A 13,026-nucleotide genomic window follows, 5' to 3' on the forward strand; every position below is an offset into this window, starting at 1 on the left:
TGCGGCGGGCGGGAGACGGCCGCCGCGGATCAGGCCTGCAGGCGCTGCAGTACCGCCTGCGTGGCGGCGTCGGTGGAGATGCCCTGGCCGGGCGCGGCGAGATCGGCGGTGAACGCCTGCGCGTCGAGCGCGGCATCCACCGCCCGCTCGATCGCCGCCGCCTCGGCTTCCAGGCCCAGCGAGTGGCGCAGCAGCAGTGCCGCGCTGAGGATGGTCGCGTAGGGGTTGGCGATGCCCTTGCCGGCGATGTCCGGCGCCGACCCGTGGATCGGCTCGTACAGGCCGATGCGGCCATCGCCCAGCGAGGCCGACGGCAGCAGCCCCAGCGAGCCGGCCAGCATCGAGGCTTCGTCGGTGAGGATGTCGCCGAACATGTTCTCGGTGACGATCACGTCGTACTCGCGCGGCTTGGCCAGCAGGTGCATGGCCATCGAATCGACCAACTGGTGTTCCAGGCGCACGTCCGGGAATTCCTCGCGGCCGATGCGGGCGGCGACGTCGCGCCACAGCCGCGAGGTTTCCAGCACGTTGGCCTTGTCCACCGAGACCACGTGGTTGCGGCGCTGCCGGGCCAGACGGAACGCGCTGCGCAGCACCCGTTCGATTTCCGCGACGGTGTAGCGGCACAGGTCGCTGGCGTCGCTGGCGCTGCGGGTCTTGTCGCCGAAGTAGATGCCGCCGGTCAGTTCGCGCACCACCACGATGTCCACGCCCTGCAGCAGGTGCGGCTTGATCGGCGAGGCGTCCAGCGCCGCCGGGTGCGGCTTGACCGGGCGCAGGTTGGCGAACAGGCCCAGGCCGCGGCGGATCGCCAGCAGGCCCTGTTCGGGGCGCACCTTGGCGTTGGGGTCGGACCACTTCGGTCCGCCGACCGCGCCCAGCAGCACCGCGTCGGCGCCCTGGCAGGCGGTCAGCGTCGCCGCCGGCAGCGGCTCGCCGTGGCGGTCGATGGCGATGCCGCCGATGTCGTGTTCGTGGAACTGGAAGTCGTGGCCGTGGCGTGCGGCGACGGCGCGCAGCACCGCGACCGCGGCGGCGGCGACTTCCGGACCGATGCCGTCGCCGGGCAGGACGACGATGTCAGCGTGCATGGGTGGCCTCGTAGCGTTCGATGTCGGGTTGGCGCAGCAACAGGTAGCCCATCTCGTCCACGCCCTCGAGCAGGCAGGTCTGCGAGAACGCATCGAGCGGGAAGGCGTAGACGCGGCCGTCGGGCGTGCGCAGTTCGCGCGCGGCCACGTCCACGGTCAGTGCGTCGTCCGGGCGCTGCATCAGCGTCTGCACGTCGTCCTCGGCCAGCACGATCGGCAGCAGGCCGTTCTTGAGGCTGTTGTTGCGGAAGATGTCGGCGATCTCGCTGCTGACGATGGCGCGCAGGCCCAGGTCGGTCAGTGCCCACGGCGCATGCTCGCGCGAGGAGCCGCAGCCGAAGTTGCGCCCGGCCAGCAGGATCTGGCGGCCGGCGTTGTGCGCCTGGTTGAAGGCGAACTCCGGGTTCGGCGTGCCGTCGGCCTGCCAGCGCCAGTCGTTGAAGGCGTGGCGGCCGAGGCCGGCGCGTTCGGTGGTGGACAGGAACCGCGCCGGGATGATCTGGTCGGTGTCGATGTTGGTCTGGCGCAGCACCACGCTGCGCGAGGTGAGGGTGGCGAAGCCGGCCATCACGGGGTCTCCTGGGAAGCGACGGAGTCGGGGGCGGGCGCCGCGGCGTCGGCCACCGGCGGCAGCGCCGCGGGCGGCACGTGCGGCGGCAGCAGCGGCTGGTGGCGGTGCGCGAAGGCGCGGGTGGTGGTGGCGACGAAGGTCAGCGTGGCCGCGAACGCGGCGATGTGCGGCGCCATCACGCGACCTCCGCGAACAGCGCGCGCGGATCGCTGACCTGGCCGTTCACCGCGGCCCAGGCCGCGGTCAGCGGCGAGGCCAGCAGGGTGCGCGAGCCCGGGCCCTGGCGGCCTTCGAAATTGCGGTTGCTGGTGCTCACCGCCAGTTGCCCCGGCGCCACCAGGTCGCCGTTCATGGCGATGCACATCGAGCAGCCGGATTCGCGCCATTCCGCACCGGCCGCGCGCACCACCTCGTGGATGCCCTCGGCCTCGGCCTGGCGCTTGACGATCTCCGAGCCCGGCACCACCAGCATGCGCACGTGCGGCGCCACCTTGCGCCCGCGCAGCACCTGCGCCACCTCGCGCATGTCGCTGAGCCGGCCGTTGGTGCAGGAGCCAACGAACACCACGTCCACCGGCGTGCCGATCAGCGCGTGCCCGGCTTCCAGGTGCATGTAGTGCAGGCCCTTCTGCGCCGCCGGATCCTGCGCGGCCGGGATCGGCACGTCCACCGCGATCGCGGTGCCGGGGTGGGTGCCCCAGGTCAAGGTCGGGCGGATGTCGCGCGCGTCGATGCGCACCTCGGCGTCGAAGCGCGCGCCGGGATCGCTGCGCAGCTGCGACCAGCGCTGCACGGCGGCGTCGAAGTCGGCGCCCTTGGGGCTGCGCGGGGTGTTGGCGACCCAGTCGAAGGTGACCTGGTCCGGCGCGACCATGCCGGCGCGCGCGCCGGCCTCGATCGACATGTTGCACAGGGTCATGCGCTGCTCCATGTCCATCGCGGCGATGGTGGAGCCACGGTATTCCAGCACGTGGCCGGTGCCGCCGTTGACCCCGATCACGCCGATGATGTGCAGGATCACGTCCTTGGCGCCGACGCCCGGCGCCAGCGGCCCGTCGACGGTGATCGCCATGGTCCTGGCCTTGCGCTGCAGCAGGCACTGCGTGGCCAGCACGTGGCCGACCTCGCTGGTGCCGATGCCGAACGCCAGCGCGCCGAACGCGCCGTGCGTGGAGGTGTGGCTGTCGCCGCAGACGATGGTCATGCCGGGCTGGGTGAAGCCCTGCTCCGGTGCGATCACGTGGACGATGCCGCGGTTGTCCGAGCCCATGTCGAACAGTTCGATGCCGTAGTCGGCGCAGTTGCGCGCGAGCATGTCCACCTGCGCCTCGGACGCCGGGGTGTAGTACGGCAGCTTGCCGTCGGCGCCGCGCGGCAGGGTCGGCGTGGAGTGGTCCATCGTCGCCTTGGTGCGGTCGGGCCGGCGCGGCGCCAGGCCGCGCGTCTTGAGTTCGGTGAAGGCCTGCGGCGAGGTCACTTCGTGGATCAGGTGCAGGTCGATGTACAGCACCGCCGGGGCGGCGGCGCTTTCGGGGACGACGACGTGCGCGTCCCACAGCTTGTCGTACAGGGTGCGGGGAGTGGCGGACATTGCGGAACTACCTGGCAGGAAAGCTGGGCGGGGAAGGGGAGCGAAGGCGAGCGTGCACGAGGACGATGACCGCGCTGTGGCCGCTCAGGCCAGCGCGTCGGCCGCGGCCGGCGCGCCCTGGCGCTGGCGCAGCACGCGGTTGGCCACGTCCAGCCAGGCAAGCGCGCTGGCCTCGATGATGTCGCGGCTGGTGCCGGTGCCGTCGTACTCGACCTCGCCGTGGCGCACGCTGAGGTTGGCCTCGCCGCGCGCGTCGGCGCCGATGCCGACGCTATGCACCTGGTAGCTGTCCAGCACCAGCTGCACGCCGGTGGCGGCCGACAGTGCGGCGAACAGGGCGTCCACCGGGCCGTCGCCCTCGGCGCGCTCGCTGACCCGCTGGCCGTCCGGATCGGACAGCTCGACCTGCGCGCTGGCGCGCTGGCCGCGGTCGCTGACGGTCATCGACGACAGGCGGTAGCCCTGGCTCTCCGGCGCGTCCTGCATCATCGCCTGCAGGTCGGCGTCGTTGACCACGCGCTGTTGTTCGCACAGCGCCTTGAACGCGTCGAAGGCGATGTTCAGTTCGGCCTCGTCCAGCACGTAGCCCAGCGCACGCAGGCGCTGCTCGACCGCGGCGCGGCCGCTGTGGCGGCCCAGCACCATCTGCGAGGACTCCCAGCCCACGTCTTCCGGGCGCATGATCTCGTAGGTGCCGCGGTGGCGCAGCATGCCGTGCTGGTGGATGCCAGACTCGTGGGCGAAGGCGTTGCCGCCGACGATCGCCTTGTTGCGCTGCACCGGCATGCCGACCAGGCGCTGCAGCAACTGCGAGGTGGCGACGATGCGCGGGGTGTGGATCGCGGTGTCCAGTTCGTAGAACGCGTTGCGCACCTTCAGCGCCATCGCGATTTCTTCCAGCGCGCAGTTGCCGGCGCGCTCGCCGATGCCGTTGATGGCGCATTCCACCTGCCGCGCGCCGCCTTCCACCGCGGCCAGCGAGTTGGCCACGGCCAGGCCCAGGTCGTTGTGGCAGTGCGCGCTGAACACCACCCGGTCGGCGCCGGGGACGCTGGCGATGATCCGCGCGAACATGCCGCGGATCTCTTCCGGGGTGGTGAAGCCGACCGTGTCGGGCAGGTTGATGGTGGTGGCGCCGGCGGCGATCGCCACGCTGGCGACCTCGGCCAGGAAATCCTCCTCGGTGCGGGTGGCGTCCTCGGCCGAGAACTCCACGTCGTCCACGTACTGGCGCGCCAGCGCGACGTGCTTGCGCACCGACTCCAGTACCTGCTCGCGGGTCATGCGCAGCTTGTGCTCGCGGTGCAGCGGGCTGGTCGACAGGAACACGTGCAGGCGCGGATTGGCCGCCGCTTCCAGCGCCCGCGCCGAGGTCTCGATGTCGGCGGCCAGGCAGCGCGACAGCACCGCCAGGGTCGGGCCGCGCACTTCGCGGCCGATCAGCGCCATCGCCTCGCGGTCGGACTGCGAGCTGGCCGGGAAGCCGGTCTCGATGATGTCCACGCCCAGCTCGGCCAGGGCGCGCGCCATCACCAGCTTCTGCGGCGGGGTCATGCTGCAGCCTGGGGATTGCTCGCCGTCGCGCAGGGTGGTGTCGAAAATGCGGATGCGGGGGGTCTGGGAAGAAACGGAAGTGTTCACCAGATGGGTTCCTCTACGGCGGCGTTGGCTTGCGGATGGGGATGCGGGGACGCGGCGATGCGGGCAGGAGCGGGCGGGGCGGGACGTTGGCTGCGAAGTCGCTCGGCGCTGCGGCGGCGCGGCTTGCGCGGCGGGCGCGGGCGCACCTCCGACAGCAGCGTCGCCAGCACGCCGGCGTCGATGTTGCCGCCGGACACCACCGCGCATTTGCGCTTGCCGGCGACGCGGCGCCCGGCCGCCAGGGCCAGCGCGCCGGCGCCCTCGGCGATGACGTGCTCCTCCAGCGCCAGGCGGACCAGCGTTTCGCGCAGTTCCGCCTCGCGCACGATCACCACGTCGTCGAGCAGGCTGGCGCACAGCCGGCGGGTGATGAACCCGGGGATTTTAACCTTGACGCCGTCGGCCAGGGTGGGCACCGGATCCACGGCGCGGACGTCGCCGCGGATCGCCCGCGCCATCGAGTCCACGCCTTCTACCTGCGCGCCGACCACGCGCACGCCCTGCGAGCGCAGCGCCAGCGCCACGCCGGAGGCCAGGCCGCCGCCGCCGATCGGCACGATCACCACGTCCGGGGCGTGCGCGGCCAGCTCGATGCCGACCGTGCCCTGGCCGGCGATCACGTCCGGGTCGTCGAAGGCGGACAGGAAGCGGTAGCCGTTCTGCTCGGCCAGTTCGCGGGCGAAGGCGAAGGCCTCGTCGTAACTGTTGCCGTGCTGGCGCACGGTGGCGCCCCAGTGGGCGACGCCGGCGATCTTGGTCTGCGGCGCGCCATGCGGCATCACCGTGATCGCCTGCACGCCCAGGCGGTGCGCGGCCCAGGCCACGCCCTGCGCGTGGTTGCCGGCGGAGGCGCAGATCACCGCGCGCTCGTCGCCGCGTTCCAGCCCGGCCAGCAGCGCATTGAGCGCGCCGCGGACCTTGTAGGAACCGGTGCGCTGCAGGTTTTCCAGTTTCAGCCAGACGCCGAAGCGCTCGGCGTAATGCACCGGCGTCGGCGGCAGATAGCGGCGCAGCCGCGCCTGCGCGGCCAGGACGTCGGCCACGCTGACCGCGACGTGGCCTACGTCCGGCTCCTGCGGGGCGGGGATGTTAGACATGCGGTCGGGACCCGGGGCCCGGGACCTGGGACCCGGGAAAGGCGGGTTCCCGAAGAAGAGACCTCCATGGAAGAAGACACCTCCGCGCAGTCCTGGCTTTCGCGCATCTCGCGCTGCGCCTGACGCCCGCGGCGACCGCCACGGGTCCCGGGTCCCGGGCTCCGGGTCCCGACCGCCTCATACCACCCCATCCAGCGCGGTCACGCGCACCGATTCGCAGTCGTACACCTTCTCCATCTGCAGGCGCAGGGTCTCGCCGGGACGGTTGCCGTCCACCACCAGTTGCAGGTGCCAGCGGCCGGCGTCCTCGGCCACCGGCGCGCCGCTGATCGAGATCGGCGCGAAGCCGCGGCGTTCGGCCATGCCGATCGCGCGCAGCAGGGCGCCGTCGATCGGTTTCAGCACCAGGTCAAGCTGGTAACGCATGTGTCGTCTCCTGGCGCTGGGCAGCGGGATTGCTTTCCAGCATGGTGCTGTTGGCGGTGTTCGGCGGCACCAGCGGCCACACGTTGGCGCGGGCGTCGATGGCCACGTGCAGCAGCGCCGGGCCCGGCTGCGCCAGCAGCTCGGCCAGCGCGTCGTCGACCTGGCCGCGCGCGGTGATGCGCTTCGCCGGGATGCCGAAGACCTGCGCCAGCGCGGCGAAATCCGGGTTGTCGGACAGGTCGATCTCGCTGTAGCGCTCGGCGAAGAACAGTTCCTGCCATTGCCGCACCATGCCCAGCGAGCTGTTGTCCAGCAGCACGATCTTCACCGGCAGCTTGCAGCGGGCGATGGTGACCAGTTCCTGCACGTTCATCATGAAACTGCCGTCGCCGCTGACCAGCACCACGGTGCGGTCCGGGCAGGCGAACTGCGCGCCCATCGCCGCCGGCAGGCCGAAGCCCATGGTGCCCAGCGCGCCGCTGGTCAGGTGGTTGCGCGGGTGGTTGAAGCGACAGTGCTGGGCGACCCACATCTGGTGCTGGCCGACGTCGCAGGCGATCACGGTGTCGGCCGGGGCCAGTTCGCTCAGCCGCTTCAGCAGGCCGGGCGCATAGATGTCCTGGCCGGGCGCGTCGTAGCGCGCGCCGAACTTCTCGCGATGGCCGACGCAGCGCGCGTGCCAGGCCTCGCAGGTGCTGGTCGCCGCGGCCAGCGCACGCAGCGCCTGCGCCACGTCGCCGGGCACGGCGATGTCGGCCTGGCGCAGCTTGGAGATCTCGCAGGCGTCGGCGTCCAGGTGGATGACCCGCGCGAACGGCGCGAACTCGGCCAGCTTGCCGGTGGCGCGGTCGTCGAAGCGGGCGCCGACCACGATCAGCAGGTCCGACTCCTGCACCGCCATGTTGGCGGCGCGGGTGCCGTGCATGCCGAGCATGCCCAGGTAATGCGGATGCGCGTGCGGCAACGCGCCCAGGCCGCGCAGGGTCAGCACGGTGGGGATGCGGGTGGCGTCGACGAACGCGCGGAACGCGTCCACCGCATCGCCCAGGGCGATGCCGCCGCCGCCGTAGATCACCGGCTTCTCGGCGCCGGCGATCGCCGCCAGCGCCTCGGCCAGCACCGCGTCCTGCGGCGCCGGCGGGGTCGGCACCGCCGCCGGCACGTGCGCCGGCAGATGCGAGGCATCGGCCAGCTGCACGTCCTTGGGCAGGTCGATCAGCACCGGGCCCGGGCGGCCTTCGCGGGCGATGCGGAACGCGTCGCGCAGCACCTGCGGCAGGTCGTCCACGTGCCGCACCAGGAAGCTGTGCTTGACGATCGGCAGGGTCAGCCCGAACACGTCCAGTTCCTGGAACGCGTCGGTGCCCAGCAGCGGCGTGGCGACCTGCCCGGTCAGGCAGATCATCGGCACCGAGTCGAGCATCGCATCGGCGATGCCGGTGACCAAGTTGGACGCGCCCGGACCGGACGTGGCGACGCACACGCCGACCCGCCCGCTGGCGCGGGCGTAGCCGTTGGCGGCCAGCGCCGCGCCCTGCTCGTGGCGGACCAGGATGTGCTTGAGCTGGCTGTCTACCAGCGCGTCGTAGAACGGCATGATGGTGCCGCCCGGATAGCCGAACAGCGTGTCCACGCCTTCGGCTTCCAGGGCCTGCGTCAGCCAGCGCGCGCCGTTGCGGGGCGTGCCGTGAGCGGAGGTGTTCATACGGTGGCGACCTTTCGGTGGAAGCGGGTGGGGGAGCCGCGGATTACGCGGCCTTGGTGCCGCCGGCGGCCGGTGCGGCAGCGGCGTCGCCGTTGAGCCACACCATCTTGGCGCGCAGCTGCTTGCCGACCGTTTCGATGGGGTGGTCCAGGTCGGCCTGCTTGAACTTCTTGTAGTTCGGCAGGCCGGCGTCGTATTCGGCCACCCAGTTCTTGGTGAAGGTGCCGTTCTGGATGTCGGTCAGCACGTCGCGCATGCGCTCCTTGGTCGCCGCGTCGATCACCCGCGGGCCGCTGACGTAGTCGCCGTACTGCGCGGTCTCGGAGACGAACTCGAGCATGCGGGTGATGCCGCCTTCGTAGAACAGGTCGACGATCAGCTTCAGTTCGTGCAGCACTTCGTAGTAGGCGATTTCCGGCTGGTAGCCGGCTTCCACCAGCACTTCGAAGCCGGCCTGCACCAGCGACGAGGCGCCGCCGCACAGCACCGCCTGCTCGCCGAACAGGTCGGTCTCGGTCTCTTCCTTGAAGGTGGTCTTGATCAGGTTGGCGCGCGCACCGCCCAGGCCGGCGGCGTACTCCAGCGCGAACTGCTCGGCCTTGCCGCTCTTGTCCTGGTACACCGCCCAGATGCACGGCACGCCGCGGCCGATCTCGTACTCGCGACGCACCAGCGCGCCCGGGCCTTTCGGCGCGACCAGCACCACGTCCAGGTCGGCGCGCGGCTTGATCATGTCGAAGTGCACGTTCAGGCCGTGCGCGAACAGCAGGCACGCGCCCTGCTTCATGTTGGGCGCCAGCACTTCTTCGTACAGCTTCTTCTGCACCATGTCCGGGGTCAGCACCGCGACCAGGTCGGCGTCCTTCACCGCCTCGGCGGGGCTCTTCACCACGAAGCCGTCGGCCTGCGCCTTGGCTTCGGTCGGGCCGCCGGCACGCAGGCCGATGGTGACGTCGAAGCCGGACTCGCGCAGGTTCAGCGCGTGCGCGCGGCCCTGGCTGCCGTAACCGACGATGGCGATCTTGGTGGTGGGCTGGGCGGAACTGGTCATGGGGCGGATGTCCTTGAACGGTGTTGGAGTGGAGAGGGGTCTTGCATTCGTGGTCACTGAAACGAAAAACCCCGCGCCGTTGCCGGTGCGGGGTCTGATCGAATCCTGGCTGCTTGTCGCTTACACGCCGGTTCGTCCCGCACTTGTGGGCGAGGTAATAAGCACGAGTACGAGGAGCGACGCAGCAGCGTCCGCGCGCAACGCGGCGGGCTGGCGGGTCGACTTCGGGCGGGTGTGGCGCTGCAACATGCAGCGAGATAACCATGGGCTTTGCGCGACTGTCAACTGTGTTGCGGGCCTCCGCGGGCGAATGTGCCGAAAGCCGCGCCAGCGCTGCATGGTTACGCATGAAACGGAGGTGGCGCAGGCGACGAATGGCGCCAATTGCGCGGAAATCCGGCCTTTGCGATGGCGCGATGTGAGCGCCTGCGCGGCGGCACCGGCCGCACTCGGGTACGGTGGACGTCCCCTGTTCTCCGGAGAGCCGCGCATGTCCGTTTCGCTTCCTTCCCTGGCGCGCCTGGCGCTCGCGCTGGCACTGGCGACGTCGGTGCCGGCGCAGGCCGCCGACCGCATCACCGGCCAGCCGTTCGCGACCCGCTCGGAAGTGATCGCCCCGCACGCCATGGCCGCCACCTCGCAGCCGCTGGCCACGCAGATCGCACTGGAGACCATGCGCGAGGGCGGCTCGGCGGTGGATGCGGCGATCGCCGCCAACGCCGCGCTGGGGCTGATGGAGCCGACCGGCAACGGCGTCGGCGGCGACCTGTTCGCCATCGTCTGGGATCCGAAGACGCAGAAGCTCTACGGCTACAACGGCTCCGGCCGCTCGCCGAAGGCGCTGACCCTGGCCGAGTTCCAGCGCCGCGGGTTGAAGGAGATCCCGGCCACCGGTCCGCTGCCGGTCTCGGTGCCCGGTGCGGTCGACGGCTGGTTCGCGCTGCACGAACGTTTCGGGCGCAGGACCATGGCGCAGAACCTGGCGCCGGCGATCCGCTACGCCCGCGACGGCCATCCGGTGGCCGAGACCATCGCCTACTACTGGGATCGCTCGGTGCCGCGGCTGTCGCAATACCCCGGCTTCAAGGAGCAGTTCACCATCGACGGCCACGCCCCGCGCAAGGGCGAGCTGTGGAAGAACCCGAACCTGGCCAACACCCTGCAGCAGATCGCCGACGGCGGCCGCGACGCGTTCTACAAGGGCCCGATCGCGCGCACCATCGATGCCTACTTCAAGGCCAACGGCGGCTTCCTGCGTTACGAGGACCTGGCCAGCCACCACGGCGAATGGGTCGAGCCGGTGTCCACCAACTATCGCGGCTACGACGTGTGGGAACTGCCGCCCAACAGCCAGGGCATCGCCGCGCTGCAGATGCTCAACATCCTGGAGGGCTACGACTTCTCCAAGATCCCGTTCGGCTCGGCCGAGCACGTGCACCTGTTCACCGAAGCGAAGAAGCTGGCCTTCGCCGATCGTGCGCGTTTCTACGCCGACCCGGCATTCCAGCCGGCGCCGCTGGCGCGGCTGATCTCCAAGGATTACGCCGCGCAGCGGCGCGCGCTGATCTCGATGGACCGCGCGCTCAAGGAAGTGCAGCCGGGCACGCCGAAGCAGTTGGAAGAGGGCGACACGATTTACCTGACCGTCGCCGATGCCGACGGCATGATGGTGTCGCTGATCCAGTCCAACTATCGCGGCATGGGCAGCGGCATGGCCCCGCCGGGGCTGGGCTTCATCCTGCAGGACCGCGGCGAGATGTTCGTGCTGCAGAAGGACCACCCCAACGGCTATGCGCCGGGCAAGCGTCCGTTCCAGACCATCATCCCCGCGTTCGTGACCAAGGACGGCAAGCCGTGGTTGAGCTTCGGGGTGATGGGCGGGGCGATGCAGCCGCAGGGCCACGTGCAGATCCTGATGAACCTGATCGACTTCCACATGAACCTGCAGGAGGCCGGCGACGCGCCGCGTATCCAGCACGATGGTTCCACCGAGCCGACCGGGCAGTCCACGGCGATGCGCGACGGCGGCGAACTGAACCTGGAAACCGGCTTCGCCTACGACACCATCCGCGAACTGATGCGCAAGGGCCATCGGGTGATCTTCGCCGACGGGCCGTACGGCGGTTACCAGGCGATCGCGCGCGATCCGGACAGCGGCGTGTACTACGGCGCCTCGGAAAGCCGCAAGGACGGGCAGGCCGCCGGTTACTGAGGTACGCCGCGCGCGGGGGCGTTCATTCCTGTGCGCGGGGCGCCGCCGCGTCCGCGTCGTCCCGCGCCGCCTGTTCGCGCGCGATCCAGGCCTCGATCATGTGCCGGGCGCGTTGCGCCTGGCGGCGTTGGCGGTTGGACTCGGCATCGAGCACGCGGTACAGCGACACGATCACCAGCACCATCAGCAAGGCGAACGGCAGCGCCGCGATGGTGATCACGCCCTGCAGCGCATCCAGGCCGCCGGCCAGCAACAGCACCGCGGCGATCAGCGCCACCGCCACGCCCCACACCAGCTTGCGCGCCAGCGGCGGGTCGCCGGCCTCGTCGGTGGACATGCTGGCCAGCACCAGCACCGCCGAATCGGCGGAACTGACGAAGAAGATCAGCAGCAGCAACAACGCCACGCTCGACAGCAGCAGCGACCCCGGCAGGCTGTCGAACAGGGTGAACAGCACCGTCTCGTAGCCGTTGTGCAGCGCCTGCAGCATGTCGACATGGCCGAACAGCTGCGACCACAGCGCGGTGCCGCCGAACACCGAGAACCACAGGAAGCCGAGCAGGGTCGGCGCCAGCACCACGCCGACGACGAATTCGCGCACGCTGCGGCCGCGTGAGACGCGGGCGATGAACGCGCCGACGAACGGCGCCCAGGCGATCCACCAGGCCCAGTAGAAGATGGTCCAGTCGGCCACCCAGCGGTCGCCGGAGAACGGCGACATGCGCAGGCTCATCGTCACCAGCTGATTGAGGTAGGCGCCCAGCGTGGTGGTGAAGGTGTCGAAGATGAAGCCGGTGGGGCCGAGCACCAGCACCGTGGCCAGCAGCAGCGCGGCCAGCGCCAGGTTGATGTTGGACAGCCACTTGATGCCGCGTTCCACGCCGGTGCTGGTGGACAGCATGTACAGCACGAAGGCCACGGCGATCACCGTCAGCTGCAACGGCACCCCGGCGTGCACGCCGAACACCCGCTGCACGCCGGCGGCGATCTGGATGGTGCCGAAGCCCAGCGTGGTCGCCACGCCGACCGCGGTGGCGACCACCGCGGCGATGTTCACGCTCTGCCCGATCCAGCCGCGGTGATGGCGGCCGATGACCGGCTGCAGGATGTCGCTGATCAGTCCGCGGCCGTTGCGGTTGTACTGGAACCAGGCCATCGCCAGCCCGATCAGCGCATACACCGCCCAGGGATGCAGGCCCCAGTGGAAGAAGGCGTAGCGCATCGATGCGCGTGCCGCCTGCATGCTCTCCGGCGCCAGCCCTTCCGGCGGTTTGAGGAAATGCGAGATCGGCTCGGCCGCACCCCAGAACACCAGGCCGATGCCCATGCCGGCGGCGAACAACATCGACAGCCAGCTCCCGCGCGAGAAATCAGGCTCGGCGTCTTCGCCGCCGATGCGCAGGTTGCCGAAGCGGCCGAACGCCAGGTACAGCAGGAAGCTCAGGGTCAGGAACACGATCAGCAGGTACAGCCAGCCGGCACTGCGGATCACGTCGGTCAGCGCGGTCTGCACCACGCCATTGAAGGGGCCGGGGGCAACGCCGGCGATCAGGACCAGCAGCGCCACCAAGGCGATGGAAATGCGGAACACCATGGTGGAGCGTCTCCAGTCGTGGAACGGATGGGGGCGTCGCCGCTGGC

At 70.5% G+C, this 13,026-nt stretch carries 11 protein-coding genes; 1 reads left to right on the plus strand and 10 read right to left on the minus strand.

Going from position 1 to position 13,026, the window contains the following annotated elements; all coding sequences use genetic code 11:
• Window positions 1-29: 29 nt before the first annotated feature.
• The 9 genes from leuB to ilvC form a co-directional block, all read right to left on the minus strand.
• Window positions 30-1,091 (minus strand): 3-isopropylmalate dehydrogenase, encoded by a 1,062-nt coding sequence (leuB, locus tag AC1PMG_RS04650; protein WP_481110820.1) that lies wholly within the window; start codon window positions 1,089-1,091, stop codon window positions 30-32.
• A complete protein-coding gene (gene leuD, locus AC1PMG_RS04655) occupies window positions 1,081-1,659 on the minus strand; it encodes a 3-isopropylmalate dehydratase small subunit (RefSeq protein ID WP_148828555.1) in 579 nt (192 codons plus the stop codon). The genes leuB and leuD overlap by 11 nt, the downstream gene beginning before the upstream one ends.
• Window positions 1,659-1,838, minus strand: a complete 180-nt coding sequence (locus tag AC1PMG_RS04660; protein ID WP_048492492.1) for a hypothetical protein — start codon at window positions 1,836-1,838, stop codon at window positions 1,659-1,661. The genes leuD and AC1PMG_RS04660 overlap by 1 nt, the downstream gene beginning before the upstream one ends.
• Window positions 1,838-3,253, minus strand: coding sequence for a 3-isopropylmalate dehydratase large subunit (gene leuC / locus AC1PMG_RS04665; RefSeq protein ID WP_481110821.1), 1,416 nt, complete (start codon window positions 3,251-3,253; stop codon window positions 1,838-1,840). Before leuC ends, AC1PMG_RS04660 begins: the two co-directional genes overlap by 1 nt.
• A gap of 84 nt (window positions 3,254-3,337) precedes the next feature.
• Complete coding sequence (locus AC1PMG_RS04670) at window positions 3,338-4,894, minus strand: 2-isopropylmalate synthase (RefSeq protein ID WP_026144683.1); 1,557 nt, start codon at window positions 4,892-4,894, stop codon at window positions 3,338-3,340.
• Window positions 4,891-5,991 carry a threonine dehydratase gene (locus AC1PMG_RS04675; RefSeq protein ID WP_043094831.1) on the minus strand — a complete coding sequence of 367 codons (1,101 nt, stop codon included), beginning with the start codon at window positions 5,989-5,991 and terminating at the stop codon, window positions 4,891-4,893. The genes AC1PMG_RS04670 and AC1PMG_RS04675 overlap by 4 nt, the downstream gene beginning before the upstream one ends.
• Window positions 5,992-6,168: 177 nt before the next feature.
• Window positions 6,169-6,417: an ACT domain-containing protein gene (locus tag AC1PMG_RS04680; protein WP_017910519.1), complete on the minus strand. Its 249-nt coding sequence runs from the start codon at window positions 6,415-6,417 to the stop codon at window positions 6,169-6,171.
• Complete coding sequence (gene ilvG, locus AC1PMG_RS04685) at window positions 6,401-8,122, minus strand: acetolactate synthase 2 catalytic subunit (protein ID WP_481110822.1); 1,722 nt, start codon at window positions 8,120-8,122, stop codon at window positions 6,401-6,403. The genes AC1PMG_RS04680 and ilvG overlap by 17 nt, the downstream gene beginning before the upstream one ends.
• Window positions 8,123-8,165: 43 nt before the next feature.
• On the minus strand, window positions 8,166-9,173 hold the full coding sequence (gene ilvC / locus AC1PMG_RS04690) for a ketol-acid reductoisomerase (RefSeq protein WP_010343386.1): 1,008 nt from the start codon (window positions 9,171-9,173) through the stop codon (window positions 8,166-8,168).
• Between the two features lie 490 nt (window positions 9,174-9,663).
• On the opposite strand from ilvC, the gene ggt reads away from it, so the two are divergent.
• Window positions 9,664-11,385 (plus strand): gamma-glutamyltransferase, encoded by a 1,722-nt coding sequence (ggt, locus tag AC1PMG_RS04695; RefSeq protein ID WP_481110823.1) that lies wholly within the window; start codon window positions 9,664-9,666, stop codon window positions 11,383-11,385.
• A gap of 22 nt (window positions 11,386-11,407) precedes the next feature.
• Here ggt and AC1PMG_RS04700 read toward each other — a convergent pair whose 3' ends face one another.
• Window positions 11,408-12,979, minus strand: a complete 1,572-nt coding sequence (locus AC1PMG_RS04700; protein ID WP_481110824.1) for a BCCT family transporter — start codon at window positions 12,977-12,979, stop codon at window positions 11,408-11,410.
• Between the last annotated feature and the right edge of the window lie 47 nt (window positions 12,980-13,026).

The sequence above is a fragment of the Xanthomonas sp. NCPPB 2250 genome, from assembly GCF_056725265.1.

Bases quoted from the DNA above. Each gene is read 5' to 3' on its own strand.
- AC1PMG_RS04680 (WP_017910519.1), bottom strand. From the start codon at position 6,417: ATGCGTTACCAGCTTGACCTGGTGCTGAAACCGATCGACGGCGCCCTG.
- ggt (WP_481110823.1), top strand. From the start codon at position 9,664: ATGTCCGTTTCGCTTCCTTCCCTGGCGCGCCTGGCGCTCGCGCTGGCA.
- ilvC (WP_010343386.1), bottom strand. From the start codon at position 9,173: ATGACCAGTTCCGCCCAGCCCACCACCAAGATCGCCATCGTCGGTTAC.
- AC1PMG_RS04660 (WP_048492492.1), bottom strand. From the start codon at position 1,838: ATGGCGCCGCACATCGCCGCGTTCGCGGCCACGCTGACCTTCGTCGCC.
- AC1PMG_RS04700 (WP_481110824.1), bottom strand. From the start codon at position 12,979: ATGGTGTTCCGCATTTCCATCGCCTTGGTGGCGCTGCTGGTCCTGATC.
- leuC (WP_481110821.1), bottom strand. From the start codon at position 3,253: ATGTCCGCCACTCCCCGCACCCTGTACGACAAGCTGTGGGACGCGCAC.
- leuD (WP_148828555.1), bottom strand. From the start codon at position 1,659: ATGGCCGGCTTCGCCACCCTCACCTCGCGCAGCGTGGTGCTGCGCCAG.
- leuB (WP_481110820.1), bottom strand. From the start codon at position 1,091: ATGCACGCTGACATCGTCGTCCTGCCCGGCGACGGCATCGGTCCGGAA.
- AC1PMG_RS04675 (WP_043094831.1), bottom strand. From the start codon at position 5,991: ATGTCTAACATCCCCGCCCCGCAGGAGCCGGACGTAGGCCACGTCGCG.
- ilvG (WP_481110822.1), bottom strand. From the start codon at position 8,122: ATGAACACCTCCGCTCACGGCACGCCCCGCAACGGCGCGCGCTGGCTG.